This is a genomic window from Achromobacter sp. HZ01, from assembly GCF_003267925.1.
GTDB classification, from domain to species: domain Bacteria; phylum Pseudomonadota; class Gammaproteobacteria; order Burkholderiales; family Burkholderiaceae_B; genus Achromobacter; species Achromobacter pulmonis_A.
Window position 1 is genome coordinate 1,578,204 of the sequence record NZ_LWKV01000001.1, and the last position, 14,668, is coordinate 1,592,871.

The following is a 14,668-nucleotide window of genomic DNA, read 5'->3' on the forward strand; positions in this document are numbered from 1 at the left end:
TCAACCCTCCATCGCGCGCTTGAATGCTTCCCCTACGCGGCGCGGGCCGGGGAAGTAGGCCCATTCCTGGGCGTGCGGATACGGCGTGTCCCAGCCGGTCACGCGCTCGACGGGCGCCTCCAGGTGATGGAAGCAGTGCTCCTGCACCAGCGAAATCAGTTCGGCGCCAAAGCCGCAGGTGCGCGTGGCCTCGTGCACCACCACGCAACGGCCGGTCTTTTTCACCGAATTGACGATGGCGTCCAGGTCCAGCGGCCACAGGCTGCGCAGGTCTATCACTTCGGCGTCGATGCCGGTCTCCTCGGCCGCGGCCACCGACACGTGCACCGTGGTGCCGTAGGTCAGCACCGTCAGTTCGGCGCCCGGGCGCACCACCGCGGCGCTGTCCAGCGGCACGGTGTAGTAGCCGGTGGGCACCACGCTGCCGGGACGCCCGGTCCAGGGCGTGACGGGACGGTCGTGGTGGCCGTCGAACGGGCCGTTGTACAGGCGCTTGGGCTCCAGGAAGATCACCGGATCGTCGTTCTCGATGGCCGCGATCAGCAGGCCCTTGGCGTCGTAGGGATTGGAGGGCATCACGGTGCGCAGGCCGCAGACCTGCGTGAACATGGCCTCGGGGCTCTGGCTGTGCGTCTGGCCGCCGTAGATCCCGCCGCCGCAGGGCATGCGGATGGTCATGGGCGCGATGAACTCGCCCACCGAGCGGTAGCGCAGGCGCGCGGCCTCGGACACGATCTGGTCCGAAGCCGGATAGAAGTAGTCGGCGAACTGGATCTCGCAGACCGGACGCAGGCCGTAGGCGCCCATGCCCACGGCCACGCCGACGATGCCGCCTTCGGAGATCGGCGTGTCGAACACGCGCGAACTGCCGTACTTGGCCTGCAGGCCTTCGGTGCAGCGGAACACGCCGCCGAAATAGCCCACGTCCTGGCCGAACACCACCACGTTGTTGTCGCGCTCCAGCATGACGTCCATGGCCGAGCGCAAAGCCTGGATCATGGTCATCGACGCGGACGCCGGACCGATTTTGTTATCGATTGCCATGGTCAGACTCCGAGCTGCTGGCGCTGCCGGCGCAGGTGCTCCGGCATGTCCTTGTACACGTCTTCGAAAATGCTGGCGGCGCTGGGGACGTGGCCGTCGACCAGCGTGCCGTAGCTTTCGGCTTCCTTCTGGGCGGCCAGGATCTCGGCGTCGAGTTCGGCGCGCACGGCGTCGTGCTCGGCGTCGGACCAGATGCCGCGCAGAATCAGGTGCTTCTTGAAGCGCTCGATCGGATCGCCCAGCGGGAAGTGGCTCCAGTCGTCGCCGGGGCGGTACTTGGAAGGATCGTCGGAAGTCGAGTGCGGACCGGCCCGGTAGGTGACCCATTCGATCAGGGTCGGGCCCAGGTTGCGGCGGGCGCGTTCGGCGGCCCAGCGCGAGGCCGAATACACGGCCAGGAAATCGTTGCCGTCCACCCGCAGCGAAGCGATGCCGCAGCCCACGCCGCGGCCGGCGAAGGTGGCGCCTTCGCCGCCGGCGATCGCCTGGAAGGTGGAAATGGCCCACTGGTTGTTGACCACGTTCAGGATCACCGGCGCGCGGTACACATGGGCGAAGGTCAGCGCGGTGTGGAAGTCGGCCTCGGCCGTGGCGCCGTCGCCGATCCAGCCGGAGGCGATGCGCGTGTCGCCCTTGATGGCCGAGGCCATGCCCCAGCCCACCGCCTGGATGAACTGCGTGGCCAGGTTGCCCGAGATGCTGAAGAAGCCGCGTTCGCGGTCCGAGTACATCACCGGCAGCTGGCGGCCCTTGAGCGGATCGCGCTCGTTGGACATGAGCTGGCACATCATGGTGACCAGCGAGACGTCGCGCGCCAGCAGGATGCTCTGCTGGCGGTACGTCGGAAAGCACATGTCGCCCTGTTCCAGCGCCAGCGCATGCGCCGAGCCTATGGCCTCCTCGCCCAGGCTCTGCATGTAGAACGAGATCTTCTTCTTGCGCTGCGCGGTCAGCATGCGCCCGTCGAAGATGCGCGTCTTCAGCATGGTCCGCATGCCGGCGCGCAGCAGATCGTCGCTGACCTCCGGCGCCCACGGACCGACGGCGCGGCCTTCGTCGTCGATGACCCGTATCAGGCTGTAGGCCAGCCCGCCGGTGTCGACCGCGGCAACGTCAATGGGGGGTTTGGGCACGTCGCCGGCCGGCGACAGGCGTAGATAGGAAAAGTCGGTCTTGCAACCCGGCCGCCCCGTGGGCTCCGGGACGTGCAACTTCAATGGCCCGTACTGGCTCATGTAATGTCTCCACGCTTGATCGTGTCATGCGTTTATTTTTGCCACGGACGCCGCCCAAGGAGGTAGCCTCGGACCGCGTCATCGCCGGCTTGGCCGCGCAGTGATGATCGCAGCCAGCCGGTTAAAGACAATAGCACAGCCGCCCGCGCCATAGACAGACCCGCATGAAGACTGGCGTTGCAGGCCGTTTTTGCCCCGCAACCCAATGGCGGCGGCGGGCGGCGCTCCGCTAGCCGGCGAGCAGGCGCTCCAGCCTTGCGGCCACGCCCAGCAGCCGGGTGTCTTCGTGCCAGCGGCCGCAAAGCTGCAGGCCTATCGGCAAGCCGCCCGGCGAACGGCCGCAAGGCATGGACAGCGCCGGATGGCCCGTGAGGTTCATGGGATAGGTGTACGGATACCAGGCCCCGCGGATGGTGCCGGCCGGCTTGCCGGCGATCTCGACGATGCCGTTGGGGTCCTGCTCCACCGGCAGCGGCGGCGCGGACACCGTGGGCGACACCAGCACGTCGTGCCGCTCGAACACGGCCTGCAGCGCGCCGAAGGCCTGGGTGCGCGCCGCCACCGCTTCCAGCAGCGCGGCCGCGCCATGCCGCCGGCCGCGCTCCACCGTCGCCACCAGGGAGGGGTCGAGGCGGTCGCGGAAGGCCTCCAGCCAGTCGCCCACGCGCGACGCCGTCACCGCCTCCAGGATGACCAGGAAGTGTTTTTCCAGCGACACGAAATCCAGCGACACCGGCTCCACGTGCGCGCCGTCTTCCTGCATCAGGCGCACGGCCGCGTCGGTGGCCGCCAGCACTTCCGGGGCCACCGGATTGCCGCAGGAAGGCAGATAGGCGACCCGCAGGCCGGCCAGCGTGGCGCGCGCCGGGGCGGCTGCCGGCAGGTCGAGCTGGCCATAGGGATCGCGCCGGTCCGCGCCCTGCAGCACGCCGTACAGCAAGGCGGTATCGGCGACGTTGCGCGCCATCGGCCCCACGTAGGAATTCGCGCCAAACAGGTCGGCCGGCTGCAGATTGGGAATGGCGCCCAGCGTGGCCTTCATGCCCACGATGCCGCAGCACGAGGCCGGAATCCGGATCGAGCCGCCGCCGTCGGTGCCCAGCGCCAGCGGCCCCATGCCGGCCGCCACGGCCACCGCCGCGCCGCCGCTGGAAGCGCCGCAGGTGTAGCGCGGGTCGATGGGGTTGAGCGTGCGCCCGAACAGCGGCGCGTCCGTGCTCTGCTTGTGGCCGAACTCCGGCGTGGTGGTCTTGCCGATCAGGATCGCGCCCGCCGCCTTCACGCGCGCCACGGCCACGGCGTCCTCGCGCGGCACGAAGTCCTCGTACAGGGCCGAGCCCATCGTGGTGCGCACGCCGGCGGTCAGGGTCAGGTCCTTGACCGAGTACGGCACGCCGTGCAGCGGCCCCAGCGCGTCGCCGCGGCGCACCGCCGCCTCGGCCGCGCGGGCGGCGGCCAGCGCCGATTCGGCGGTCACGGTGATGAAGGCGTTCAGGTCGGCGCGCGCCGCGATGCAGTCCAGCGCCGCCGTCACGGCCTCCACCGGGGATACCTGCCCGCCGCGGATCGCCGCGGCCAGGGCTACCGCGTCCATGCCAGTCAATTCGTCCATCGCCTTTTCTCCTCTAGGGCCTGTTCACACTAAAAGGATCCACGCACAGGCCCTAGACCATCCAGCGGCCGCCGTCGATCAGCAAGGTCTATCCCGTGATGAAGCGCGCCTCGTCAGAGGCCAGGAAGGCCACGGCCGCCGCCACGTCGTCCGGCTCGCCGACGAAGCCCGCCGGCGTCTGCGCCACGATGCGCGCCAGGATGGCCGGCGACAGGCGCTCGTGCGCGCGCGTGCGCACCGCCCCGGGACACACGGCGTTGACCGTGACGCCGGCGGGCGCCAGTTCGCGCGCCAGCGAGCGCGTGAATCCGACCACGCCCATCTTGGCGGCCGCGTAGTCGGCCAGGCCGGCGTCGCCGGCGAACGCGGCGTCGCTGCTCATGTTCACGATGCGCCCGTAGCCGCGCGCCCGCATGCCCGGGGCGACCAGCCGCGAGGCGCGCATCGCCGTCAGCAGCGACACCTCCAGCACGAAGCGCCAGGTCGCTTCCTCCGATTGCGCGAACGGCCCGGAGCGCTCGCGCGCGCTTTGCCCCACGTTATTGAACAGCACGTCCGGCGGACCCAGCCCGGCCTCGACGCGGGCGAAGAAGTCCTCCATCACCGCGCCCGAGGTGCAGTCGCCCTCGACGGCGAGGCTGGCGCGCCCTTCCCGCCTGGCCTCTTCCACATCGAGATCGAGCACCGCGACCCGCGCGCCCAGCGCCGCGAAACGCCGGACCGCGGCCGCGCCTATGCCCTGCCCGCCGCCGGTCACGACGACCGTCCTGCCTTCGAACTGCGCGCCGGGCATCAATGGAAGCTCCGGCCGCCGTCCACCGCCAGGGTCGCCCCGGTGATGTAGCTTGCGCCGGCTCCGCTGAGAAACAGGATGGCCTCGGCCAGCTCTTCCGGCTGCGCGATGCGCCCCAGCGCGTAGCGCGCCCGGATGGCGGCCAGGCCGGCCTGCGGATCGGGCTGGTCCTCGTAGCTGGAACGGAACAGCGGCGTGTCCACCGCGCCCGGGCAGACGGTGGCGACCCGGATGCCGTAGGCGGCCAGCTCCATCGCCAGCACCTTGCCGAACATATTGACCCCGGCCTTGGCGGCGCAATAGGCGCTGCGCCCGGACAAGGGGCTGAGGCCGGCCGCCGAAGACACGTTGACGATGCTGCCGCCGCCCGCCTGCTTCAGGTAGGGCACGCTGGCGCGGCACACGTGCATGGGGCCGCTGAGGTTCACGGAAAGCACCCGGTTCCAGTCCGCGTCCTGCATGGATTCCAGGTCCGCGCGCAGGTCTATGCCGGCGCAGTTGACCACGCCGTCGATGCCGTCCAGCGCGCCGGCCGCCTCGCGCACGGCCTGCTCGACGGCCGCGCTGTCGGTCACGTCGCAGGCCAGCGCGGCGGCCAGGGGCAGTTCGCGGCCGGCCTCGGCCAGCGCCGCGGCATCGCGGTCCAGGATCGCCACCGCCGCGCCCTGGTCCGCGGCCAGGCGCGCGAACGCCAGCCCGATGCCGCTGGCCCCGCCCGCCACCAGGTAGCGCCGCCGCGCGCTCATGCCGCGCTCCGCAGCCGCGGCCGGATGTCGTCGGTGATCACGTCGCAGCGGTCTATCCAGACCCGCTCGTGCGCCTTGGCGTAGCGGATCATCTCGTCCAGCACGTACAGGCGCGAGGGCTGGCCGATGATCTCGGGATGCATGCCCAGCATCATCATGCGGTCCTCGGCGTACAGCAGGTCGAACTCGCGCTTCCAGGCCTCCAGCACCGCCGAAGGCGACTGCATCGTGCGCCCCGGCAGCACGATCGAATACTGGAAGAACGGCGCATCGTCCAGCACCCAGCGAAACGGCAGCTCCACGATATCCGTGGACTGCCCGCCGATCTCCAGCAGGTAGGGAGAATCGTCGTCAAAGAAGTTCGACGAATAATCGAAACCGTACTCGCGGATCAGGTCCAGCGTGATTTCGCTGAACTCGGCCGCCGGCGAGCGCCAGCCGCGCGGCCGGTAGCCGGCGGTGCGCACCAGCGCGTCCATGCCCCGCTCCATTTCCTCGCGCTCTTCCTGCGGCGTCAGGTTGACGATCCAGCGGTGCGTATGGCTGTGGTGGGCCACCTCGTGGCCCTGGTCGACGATGGCGCGGACCATGTCCGGATGCGCCAGCGCCACCACGCCCGGCACGAAGAACGTGGCGCGGACCTCGTGGCGCGCCAGCAGCGCCAGCACGCGCGGCACGCCGACCTTCCAGCCGTACGCCCCCTGCGACATCAGGATGGGGCGTTTGGCGTAGGCGGCGTCGCGCGCCGTCCACATGGTCTCGGCGTCCACGTCGAACGTCAGGAACAAAGGGAAACCCTTACTCGTCACGGACATTGCCGCTCCTTACACATGCTTGTGAAAACCCGTCCAGCGCTCGGCGAGAACCAGGGCGACGCCCGTCACCAGGATGAGCAGCGCGGAGACCGCCGCCACCGACGGGTCCACGCCCTGCTCCACCGACGTGAAAATCTTGACCGGCAGCGTGTTCTGGCTGGCCGACAGCAGGAATACCGACACCGGCACGTTGTCCAGCGAGGTGATGAAGGCGAACAGGCCGCCGGCCACCAGGCCCGGCTTGAGCAGCGGCAGCGTGACCAGCCGGAACGCCTCCAGGCGCCCCGCGCCGAGCACGCAGGCCGCGTCCTCCAGGGCCTCGTCGGCCGACGCCAGGCTGGCGAGGCTGGCGCGCACCACGTAGGGCGCGGTGATGACCACGTGGGCCAGCCACAGGCCGACGCCGCTGCCGCGCAGACCCACGGCCGCGTAGTACTGCAGCAGCGCCACGCCCAGCACCACCGACGGAAGCACCAGCGGGGCCATGAACAGCGAATTCAGCCAGGCCGCGCCCGGCACCATGCGGCGCTGGATGGCGCAGGCGCCGGCCAGGCCCAGCGCCAGCGACGCGGCGGTCGAGCCGGCCGCCAGCCACAGGCTGGTCCAGGCCGCCTCCAGGTAGTCGGGATCGCTCAGGGCGGCATCGAACCATTTCAAGGTCAGCCCTTTCGGCGGCAGGGTCAGGTAGGCCGTGTCGCTGAAGGCGGCCAGCACCACCACCAGCACCGGCACCTGCAAAAACAGCACGACCAGGAAGGCGACGCCGGTCAGCACCGGCCCGCTGGCGCGGCGTTCGTTCATGATTCGCCTCCCCAGCGCTTGAGCATCCGGCTGGACACGGCTATCACCGCCAGCGTCAGCGCCGTCAGCGTGAACGCCATCGCCGCGCCGGACGGCCAGTCCAGCGTCAGCAGGAAATCGTCGTAGATCATGGTGGCCATGACCTTGTAGGTCGGCCCGCCCAGCATGCGGGGCGTGACCAGGGCGCTGATGGTCAGCACGAACACCATGATGGAGCCGGCCAGGATGCCGTGCGCCGTCAGCGGCAGCGTCACCGACACGAAGGTGCGCAGCCGGCCGGCCTGCAGGGTGTAGGCCGCGTCGCGCAGGTCGCGCGGCACGGCCTGGATCACGGGCACCAGCATCAGCACCATGAAGGGCAGGAAGATATGGGTCATGCCCACCAGCACGCCGGTCAGGTTGAACATCAGCTTGAGCGGACGCTCGATCAGCCCCAGGTCGATCAGCGCGTTGTTCAGCAGGCCGCGGTTCGACAGCAGCGCGATCCAGCCGAACGAGCGCACCACCAGGTTCAGCAGCATGGGAAAGATGACCAGCAGGGTCAGGGCCAGCTTCAGGCGCGGCCGCGCATGCGCGATGACCCAGGCCAGCGGATAGCCCAGCAGCAGGCACAGCGCCGTCACGCCCAGGCCCAGCCCCAGGCTGCGCAGGATGACTTCGCGGTAGAACGGGTCGGTGACCAGCCGGGTGTAGTTGCCCAGCGTGTAGCCCTCGCCGATGCCCGAACCCGGGACGTATTCGCGCAGGCTGAGCGGCAGCATGAACAGCGCGGGCCCGACGAAGGCCAGCAGCAGCACCAGCAGCAAGGGCGACGCGAGCAGCGCGCCCGCCGAACGCCGGCTGATCGCCGCGCCTTCGCGCCGCGCTTGCGGGTATCCGCCCTCCAGGCGGCCGGACAGGTTCATGCCGCGGCCTCCGCGCCGGCGCGGCGCGTGGCGTACACGTGCTGCGGCCGCACGCCCAGCCATACCTCCACGCCGGCCTCCAGGCCGGACTGCGGGCCGTTGGTCGGCGTGTCGGCGATGATTTCGCCGCCGCCGCGCAGCGCCACCACGTACTGGACCCGCGCCCCCACGAACGAGCGCAGCGCGATGGTGCCCGGCAGGCCGGCGCCGGCGGCGTTTTTCAAGGGCTGTATGGAAATGTCCTCCTGGCGCAGCACCACGTCCAGTGCATCGCCGGCCGCCAGGCCCTCGGCGCGTTCCACCGGCAGGCGGTGCCCGCCGGGCAGCTCGGCCTGCGGGCCGCCGCCGTCCATCGCCAGGCGGCCCTGCAACCGGTTGGGCCGGCCGATGAAGCCGGCCACGAAGCCGGTGGCGGGCCGGTGGTAAATGGCCTCGGGGGTGTCGAACTGCTGCACCACGCCGCCGGCCAGCACACAGACCCGGTCGGACATGCTCATGGCCTCGGTCTGGTCGTGCGTGACGAACAGCGTCGTGATGCCGACTTCGCGCTGCAGGCGCTTGAGCTCGATCTGCATCTCGTCGCGCAGCACGGCGTCCAGGTTGGACAGCGGCTCGTCGAATAGCAGGATGCTGGGACGCGGCGCGATCGAGCGCGCCACCGCCACGCGCTGCTGCTGGCCGCCCGAGAGCTGCCGCGGCATGCGCTCGCCCAGGCCCGACAGGCGCACGCTGGCCAGGGCCTGTTCGACGCGGGCGCGCAGGCCGGCTCCGTCGATGCCCTGGCGGCGCAGGCCGAAGGCCACGTTCTCGAACACGGTCATGTGCGGAAACAGCGCGTACGACTGGAACACCAGCCCCACCTGGCGCCGGTTGGGCGGCAGCCGCGTGATGTCGCGGTCGTCGACCAGGATGCGGCCGCTGGTCGGCGCGATCAGGCCCGCCACCATGCGCAGCACGGTGGTCTTGCCGCAGCCCGACGGGCCCAGCAGAGAGACGAACTCGCCGTCCTTGACCGACAGCGATATGCCGGCGGCGGCCGTGTGGCCCTCATAGCGCTTTTCCAGGCGCTCCAGTGTCAATGCAGGCATGATTGAACTCCCGTGTAGCGGCGCTTCAGCGCGCGACCTCGCGCTGCCAGCGGCCGACCCAGGCCGGCATGCCGCGCGCCACCGCCGCCGGATCGGGCAGCCACAGTTGGTCGAAATGCTTGCCCACCGCGACGATACGCGAGGCCTTCTCCGACAACCGCACCTCGGTGTTGACCGGCCCCGCGTACTTTTTCTCGGCAAAGCAGGTCTGCACCTCTTTGGACAGCAGCGCGTCGATGTACTGCGTGGCCAGTTCAGTCTGCTTGCTGCCCTTGGGAATCGCAACCGACGGCAGGATGCCCACCGCGCCCTCTTCGGGATAGACCACGGCCAACGGCAGGCCGCTGTCTATGGCGGAACCGGCGCGGTCCGAATACCAGACCGCCACCGCGATTTCCTTGCGCTCGAAGAGCGACACGATCTGGTCGGCCTGGGTATAGAGCAGCGCCGAGGCCCGCGCCAGCGGCGCGATGGCCGCGAAACCGGGGTCCAGATTGTCCAGCGTGCCGCCGCGCATCCGGTTCAGCGCCAGCAGGAACTGCGAGCCGGCCGTGCCGCTGATGTCGCCTATCGCGAGCTTGCCTTCGTAGGCCGGATCGGCCAGGTCGTTCCAGGACTTGGGCGGCGTCTTGACCTGGGTGGTGTCGTAGACGATGACGGTCGAGCCCGTCATGAAGCTCACGTAGTAAGGGGATTCGCCGTCGAAGGCGGACGGCGCGACCGACTTGGCGTTGGCGAGGCGGGCGCGGTCGATGGGTTCGAGCAGCTTCTCGTTCCTGAGCTGGGTGGCCAGCGAATTGTCCAGGTACACCACGTCGAAGTCCGACTTGCCGCCGGTGGCGCGGACCGCGGCGGCGAACTGCGCCGAGCTGCCCAGCTTGGTGCGCACCCGGGCGCCGGTTTTCTTCTCGAAGGCCTTGATCTGGCATTCGCGCGAGGCGTCCAGGAACGAACCGCCGAAAAGCCCCACCACCAGATCGGCCGCGTGCGTCTGCCCTGCCCAAGCGAACATGCCCACCACGGCGGCGCATGCAAGCGCCTTGGAAATCCTGACGTCCATGAAACCTCCTCGCGGGAAGATGGCCGGGGCCTCGTCGTGACAAAATTGCCAAGCGCAGCCCTCGGTATTTGGTGCTTACGAGGACTTTATCTTTTTGAAAAGATATCATCAATGAGGGTTTTCACGCTGCTTGCAAAGGCTGGCGGGAATGCGTTAAATGCTTCTCCAGACAGGACAGACCCGGCGATCCCGGACGCATCCATGAAGCATCGCGACACCCCTACGCAGACCGCGGCCGACACCGCCGCGCCCTATTCCCATCTCGACCCCGACGACGACCTCATCGGCCGCGGCATTGCCCAATGGCGGCGCGAACGGCCGGACATCGACAGCTCGGGCAAGGAAGTCGTGGGCCGGCTGATCCGGCTGGAAGAAGTGGTGCTGCGCGCCATCAACGCGTCGCAGGAGCCTTACGGCCTGAAGTACATCGAGTACGCCGTGCTGACCACCTTGCGGGTGGACGGCGCGCCCTACTGTCTGGCGCCCTCGCAATTGCAGGCGCGGCTGCTGTGTAGTTCGGGCGGGCTGTCCAATATTCTCAAGCGGCTGGAAGGCCAGGGCCTGGTGCGCCGCGAGGTGGACAAGGCCGACCGCCGCGGCGTGCTGGTCACGCTGACCACCAAGGGCAGGCACCTGGCCGACAAGGCCATGCCTGCGCACGCGCGCGCCGAACAGGAACTGCTGGCCATGTTCACGCCGCAGGAGCGCGAGGTGCTGGCGCGCCTGCTCAGCCGGATGCTGGTGGTCAACGCCCCCGAGCTGGGCCGCGCGCCCGAGGCCGAGGCCCAGTCCTGAGGCTTGCCCGCGGGCATGAAAAAACCGGCCCAGCGGGCCGGTTCGTGGCGGGCTGGCCGATCAGGCCGGGCCGTTCCATTCCGTGACGAACTCGCGGAAATCCGGGCGGTTGGCCGGCGGCACCGCGCAAGCCGGCGTGCCGATGGCCAGGAAACCCAGGAAACGGTAATCCAGCGCGTCCAGGCCCAGCGCGTTCTGCACGTCTTCCACGTAAGTGCCGATGCCGGTGCTCCAGAACGCGGCGTAGCCCAGCATGTGCACGGCGTTCAGCATGTTCATGGTGGCCGCGCCGGTGGCCAGCAGCTGCTCCTGTTCGGGAATCTTGGTGTTGTCGTGCGCGATCTTCTGCGCCACGGCAACGAACAGCGGCACGCCGGCCATCCATTCGCGCACCGACTTTTCCTTTTCGGGCGTCATGCGGGGATCGCCGCTGCGCTTGACGGCGTCGAGCGCCAGGTCGGCCAGCTTGCCGATGGCCTCGCCGCGGATCACCACGAAGCGCCACGGACGCAGCGCGCCGTGGTCGGGCGCCGACATGGCGGCCTGCAGGATCTGTTCGAGTTCCTCGGGTTTGGGCGCCGGGGCGCGCAGAAACTTGAAGGAACGGCGGGAGGTCAGGGCGTGCAGCGGCGTGGCGGTCTGGGTAAGGGTCATGGGTTCCTGCGCAAATAGGAAAGAAACATATTCTCATAGTACGCGATGGGCGCGGCGCGCGCGCCGATCCCCCGCCGCGCGGCAAGGGTATGGCGGGAGGGTTCGGCCCGGATTTCAGCCCAGGTGCGTATGCCGTTCCTGGCGCTCTTCGACCTGCATTTCGCTGAGACCGTGCAGGATGCCGCAGTCCTCCGCGTCGGGCCGGGCCGACAGGCAGCGCTGGCGCAGTTCGGCCAGCTGGGACTTGAGCTGGGTGAGCTCGGCGATGCGCGCGTCCACGTGGGCGATGTGCTCGTCGAACAGCTCATTAATGGGGCCGCAGCCAGTCTGGTGATTGTCCGCCAGCGACAGGATGGCGCGGATCTCGTCCTGCGTCATGTCCAGCGCCCGGCAGTTGCGGATCAGCCGCAGCCGTTCCAGATGGGGCTGGCCGTAGCTGCGGTAGTTGTTCAGGCCCCGTTCCGGGGCCGGCAACAGCCCTTCGCGCTCGTAGTACCTGATGGTTTCGACCGTGGTGCCGGTGGCCGTGGCCAGTTCGCCTATGCGCATGGTTGCCTCCTGGATCATGTCCGTTTCGTAATGAGGGGTTGACCCTATAGTAACTCCAAGGTGTGCAATAGCGTCACCAAGCATATTTCAAGGCAGAAGGCGATGTCTTTACCTATGGTCAAGCAACACGAACATGCACATGGCCACGCGCACGACCATGCGGGCCATGACCATGCCGGACACGATCACTCGCACCACGATCACGCCGGACATGACCACTGCGGTCACGATCACCCGCGCCACGATCATTCGGGGCATGACCACGCCGGGCACGACCATCCGGCGCACGACCATGCCGCCGGCGCCTGCTGCGGCCACGACCACGCGGCGCAGCCCTTCACGCTGTCTGGCGGCGGCGCGGCCACGCTCGTCGCCGGCCCCGGCCAGGCGCTAGCGCGCCTGCGCATCGGGCAGATGGACTGCCCCACCGAGGAAACGCTGATCCGCAAGAAGCTGGGCGGCATGGACGGCGTGCACGCGCTGGATTTCAACCTGATGCAGCGCGTCCTGACGGTGGTGCACGCCGAAGGCGCGCTGGACCGCATCATGGCCGCCATCCGTTCGCTGGACATGACCCCCGAGCCGCTGGCCGCGGACGCGCCGCAGCAAGCCGCGCCCGCGGCCAAGCCGGTCAACTGGTGGCAGATCGGCGGCGCCGGCCTGCTGGCGGCGATGTCCGAGATTTCGCATTTCGCCAGCTGGCCGCTGGCCGTCACCGCCGGCCTGGCCGTGGCCGCCATCATCGCCTGCGGCATCGGCACCTACCGCAAGGGCTGGATCGCCGTGCGCAACGGCAACCTCAACATCAACGCGCTGATGAGCCTGGCCGTGACCGGCGCCGTGCTCATCGGCCAGTGGCCCGAGGCGGCCATGGTGATGTTCCTGTTCAACGTGGCCGAACTGATCGAAGCCCGCTCGCTGGACCGGGCGCGCAACGCCATCCGCGGACTGCTGGACCTGGCGCCGGAAACGGCGACGGTGCGCCAGGCCGACGGCAGCTGGGCCGTGATGCCCGCCGCCGGCCTGCAACCGGGCGACATCGTGCGGGTCCGGCCGGGCGAGCGCATCGCCGCCGACGGCATCATCGTCAGCGGCAGCTCGGCGGTGGACCAGTCGCCCATCACCGGCGAAAGCCTGCCCGTGGAAAAAGCGCAGGACGACCCGGTCTACGCGGCCACCGTCAACGCCTCGGGCTCGTTCGAATACCGCGTCACGGCGGCGGCCGGCAACACCACGCTGGCGCGCATCATCCACGCGGTGGAACAGGCCCAGAGCGCCCGCGCGCCCACCCAGCGCTTCATCGACCGCTTCTCGCGCATCTACACGCCCACCGTGGTGGTGGTGGCGCTGCTGGTGGCCGTGGTGCCGCCCCTGCTGTGGAGCCAGCCCTGGTTCGACGCGATCTACCGCGCGCTGGCGCTGCTCATCATCGCCTGCCCCTGCGCGCTGGTCATCTCCACGCCGGTCAGCATCGTCAGCGGCCTGACCGCGGCGTCGCGGCGCGGCATCCTGGTCAAGGGCGGCGTCTATCTCGAAGAAGGCCGCAACCTCAAATGGCTGGCGCTGGACAAGACCGGCACCCTGACCCACGGCAAGCCGGTGCAGACCGACCTGCTGGACTGGGAACCCGCCGGCGCCGGCCGCCAGCCCGCCGCGCTGGTCGCCGCCAGCCTGGCCGCGCGGTCGGACCACCCGGTCTCGCTGGCCGTGGCCAACGCGGCGCGCGAGGCCGGCAAGACCCTGCTCGACGTCGACGGCTTCACGGCGCTGGCCGGGCGCGGCGTGTCCGGCGTGGTCGACGGCGTGACCTACCAGCTGGGCAACCTGCGCCTGATGCGCGAAGCCGGCGTTTCCAGCGACGCGCTGGAAACCCGCATGGGCGAGCTGGAACGCCAGGGTAAGAGCGTGATCGCGCTGACCGACGGCAGCCGCGTGCTGGCGCTGGCCGCCGTGGCCGACACCGTCAAGCCCACCAGCGCCGCGGCCGTCGCCGACCTGCATGCCCTGGGCGTGCGCACGCTGATGCTGACCGGCGACAACACTCACACGGCCCAGGCCATCGCGCGCCAGGTCGGCATCGACGAGGCGCGCGGCGACCAGCTGCCCGAGGACAAGCTGAGCGCCATCGAAAGCAAGCTGGCCGCCGGCGGTCGCGTCGGCATGGTGGGCGACGGCATCAACGACGCCCCCGCACTGGCCCGCGCCGACATCGGCTTCGCCATGGGCGCGGCCGGCACCGGCACCGCCATCGAGACCGCCGACGTGGCGCTGATGGACGACGACCTGCGCAAGATCGGCACCTTCCTGCGCCTGTCGCGCGCCACGCACAGCGTGCTGGTGCAGAACATCGTGCTGGCGCTGGGCATCAAGGCGGTATTCCTGGCGCTGGCCATGACCGGCAACGCCACGCTGTGGATGGCGGTGTTCGCCGACGTGGGCGCCAGCCTGCTGGTGGTGTTCAACGGGCTGCGGCTGTTGCGGGCGGCGCCTGTCGGAGCGCGGTAGGGAGGCGGTGGGGCGATGCGATCGGCAAACGTAGGATGGGTGCAGCGCGAGATGCTTTGAACAAGA

The 14,668-nt window shown here is 69.6% G+C and carries 14 protein-coding genes; 2 read left to right on the forward strand and 12 right to left on the reverse strand.

Annotation, left to right across the window (positions count from 1 at the left end):
* The 10 genes from A6B37_RS07330 to A6B37_RS07375 all read right to left on the reverse strand — a co-directional run bounded on the left by A6B37_RS07330 (position 1) and on the right by A6B37_RS07375 (position 10,099).
* The gene (locus A6B37_RS07330) at positions 1-1,044 is read right to left on the reverse strand and encodes an alpha-ketoacid dehydrogenase subunit beta (RefSeq protein WP_102770831.1); all 1,044 of its coding nucleotides are present in this window, start codon (positions 1,042-1,044) and stop codon (positions 1-3) included.
* A 2-nt stretch (positions 1,045-1,046) separates the two neighbouring features.
* Positions 1,047-2,279 (reverse strand): 3-methyl-2-oxobutanoate dehydrogenase (2-methylpropanoyl-transferring) subunit alpha, encoded by a 1,233-nt coding sequence (locus A6B37_RS07335; RefSeq protein WP_102770830.1) that lies wholly within the window; start codon positions 2,277-2,279, stop codon positions 1,047-1,049.
* Positions 2,280-2,508: 229 nt separating this feature from the next.
* Positions 2,509-3,891, reverse strand: a complete 1,383-nt coding sequence (locus A6B37_RS07340; protein WP_111825331.1) for an amidase family protein — start codon at positions 3,889-3,891, stop codon at positions 2,509-2,511.
* 88 nt (positions 3,892-3,979) lie between these two features.
* Positions 3,980-4,684, reverse strand: coding sequence for an SDR family NAD(P)-dependent oxidoreductase (locus A6B37_RS07345; protein ID WP_111825332.1), 705 nt, complete (start codon positions 4,682-4,684; stop codon positions 3,980-3,982).
* Positions 4,684-5,430, reverse strand: coding sequence for an SDR family NAD(P)-dependent oxidoreductase (locus tag A6B37_RS07350; RefSeq protein ID WP_102770827.1), 747 nt, complete (start codon positions 5,428-5,430; stop codon positions 4,684-4,686). Before A6B37_RS07350 ends, A6B37_RS07345 begins: the two co-directional genes overlap by 1 nt.
* Positions 5,427-6,245 (reverse strand): polysaccharide deacetylase, encoded by an 819-nt coding sequence (locus tag A6B37_RS07355; protein ID WP_111825333.1) that lies wholly within the window; start codon positions 6,243-6,245, stop codon positions 5,427-5,429. Before A6B37_RS07355 ends, A6B37_RS07350 begins: the two co-directional genes overlap by 4 nt.
* A 9-nt stretch (positions 6,246-6,254) precedes the next feature.
* Positions 6,255-7,046, reverse strand: a complete 792-nt coding sequence (locus tag A6B37_RS07360) for an ABC transporter permease (RefSeq protein WP_102770825.1) — start codon at positions 7,044-7,046, stop codon at positions 6,255-6,257.
* A complete protein-coding gene (locus A6B37_RS07365) occupies positions 7,043-7,951 on the reverse strand; it encodes an ABC transporter permease (protein ID WP_102770824.1) in 909 nt (302 codons plus the stop codon). The genes A6B37_RS07360 and A6B37_RS07365 overlap by 4 nt, the downstream gene beginning before the upstream one ends.
* Entirely contained in the window at positions 7,948-9,039 is a 1,092-nt protein-coding gene (locus A6B37_RS07370) for an ABC transporter ATP-binding protein (RefSeq protein WP_102770823.1), read from the reverse strand. Before A6B37_RS07370 ends, A6B37_RS07365 begins: the two co-directional genes overlap by 4 nt.
* Before the next feature lie 25 nt (positions 9,040-9,064).
* Positions 9,065-10,099, reverse strand: a complete 1,035-nt coding sequence (locus A6B37_RS07375; protein ID WP_111825334.1) for an ABC transporter substrate-binding protein — start codon at positions 10,097-10,099, stop codon at positions 9,065-9,067.
* A 201-nt stretch (positions 10,100-10,300) separates the two neighbouring features.
* Between A6B37_RS07375 and A6B37_RS07380 the strand changes: the two genes are divergently transcribed.
* The gene (locus A6B37_RS07380; RefSeq protein WP_102770821.1) at positions 10,301-10,894 is read left to right on the forward strand and encodes a MarR family transcriptional regulator; all 594 of its coding nucleotides are present in this window, start codon (positions 10,301-10,303) and stop codon (positions 10,892-10,894) included.
* Between the two features lie 60 nt (positions 10,895-10,954).
* Here the strand turns inward: A6B37_RS07380 and A6B37_RS07385 are convergent, their stop codons facing one another.
* Both A6B37_RS07385 and cadR read right to left on the reverse strand, forming a co-directional pair.
* Complete coding sequence (locus tag A6B37_RS07385; protein WP_111825335.1) at positions 10,955-11,548, reverse strand: nitroreductase; 594 nt, start codon at positions 11,546-11,548, stop codon at positions 10,955-10,957.
* 114 nt (positions 11,549-11,662) lie between these two features.
* Complete coding sequence (gene cadR / locus A6B37_RS07390; RefSeq protein WP_111825566.1) at positions 11,663-12,097, reverse strand: Cd(II)/Pb(II)-responsive transcriptional regulator; 435 nt, start codon at positions 12,095-12,097, stop codon at positions 11,663-11,665.
* Positions 12,098-12,211: 114 nt separating this feature from the next.
* Between cadR and A6B37_RS07395 the strand changes: the two genes are divergently transcribed.
* Positions 12,212-14,602, forward strand: coding sequence for a heavy metal translocating P-type ATPase (locus tag A6B37_RS07395; RefSeq protein ID WP_111825336.1), 2,391 nt, complete (start codon positions 12,212-12,214; stop codon positions 14,600-14,602).
* Positions 14,603-14,668: the final 66 nt, after the last annotated feature.